The following is a 1290-nucleotide window of genomic DNA, read 5'->3' on the forward strand; positions in this document are numbered from 1 at the left end:
ACCTCAGCAGCACGGGCCTCGAACAACCCCGCCACCGTCCCGGCAGACACAGCACCGGCCGTCGCGTTCCAACCCGCCACCACCGACTCACGCTCGACCGTGTCGAGCACGTCCACCGCGCTGAGAGCCAGCTGCGGCTGTGCCGAGACCACGTCCAGGACGCGGGCCCAGCGCTCCGCCAGCAGGCGGACCGACTCCGGGTCGAACAGGTCGGCGGCGGCGGTCACGTTGCCGAGGACGCCCGCCGGGCGGCCGTCGGCGTCGAAGTCCTCGCCGATCATCACGTCGAGGTCGAACTTGGCTGCCGGGCGCTCCGTCCGCAGGCGCTCGACCTCGAGGCCGGGGATCTCCAGGGAGTTCTCGCCGGTGTTGTGCATCGTGAGGACGATCTGGAAGAGCGGCTGGCGGGCGAGGGAACGGCTCGGGGCCAGCTCCTCGACCAGGCGCTCGAAGGGAACATCCTGGTTCGCGAACGCGCCCAGACCAGCCTCACGGACGCGGCCCAGCAGTTGGCGGAAGGTCGGGTCGCCGGACAGGTCCGTACGCACGACCAGGGTGTTGACGAAGCAACCGACCAACTCGTCCAGCGCCTCGTCGGTGCGACCCGCGACGGCGGAGCCGATCGGGATGTCGGTGCCGGCCCCGAGGCGGGACAGCAGGACCGCGAGGGCAGCCTGCAGCAGCATGAAGAGCGTGACGCCCTCGGCCTTGGCCAGCTCCAGCAGGCGGGCGTGCACGTCGCCGGAGACCTGGAGCTGCACGCTGTGCCCGCGGCGGCTGGCGACCGCCGGGCGCGGGTGGTCGAAGGGAAGCTCGAGCTCCTCCGGTGAGCCGGTCAGCATCTGGCGCCAGTAGGCGACCTGACGCGACATGAGGCTGTCCGGGTCCGTGTCGTCGCCCAGCAGCTCACGCTGCCAGATCGCGTAGTCCGCGTACTGCACCGGCAGCTCGGTCCACTGCGGCGCCCGACCCTCACGACGGGCGGCATAGGCGGTGGCCAGGTCGCGGCCCAGAGGCGCGATCGACCAGCCGTCGCCCGCGATGTGGTGGATCAGGATCACCAGGACCGCCGGCTCCCCCACCCCGGCGAGGAACAGCCACGCCTTGATCGGGATCTCGGTCGACAGGTCGAACGCGTACTGCGTCGCCCGCGTAGCCGCGCCGGTCAGTTCGACCGGGGCGACCCGGGCGGTCTTGAGCTGCCAGTCGAGCTGGTCGGTGGGGATGATCTGCTGGTAGGGCTCGCCGTCGGTGGTGGGGAAGACGGTGCGCAGGGCTTCGTGGCGGTCG

The 1290-nt window shown here is 71.5% G+C and carries 1 protein-coding gene; it reads right to left on the bottom strand.

Features of this window, described 5'->3' with window-relative positions; translation table 11 throughout:
* A partial coding sequence (locus ABH931_RS39645) for a condensation domain-containing protein (protein WP_370124850.1) occupies nt 1-1290 on the bottom strand: 1290 nt, incomplete at both ends.

The sequence above is a fragment of the Streptacidiphilus sp. MAP12-33 genome (assembly GCF_041261265.1).
Taxonomy (GTDB): domain Bacteria; phylum Actinomycetota; class Actinomycetes; order Streptomycetales; family Streptomycetaceae; genus Streptacidiphilus.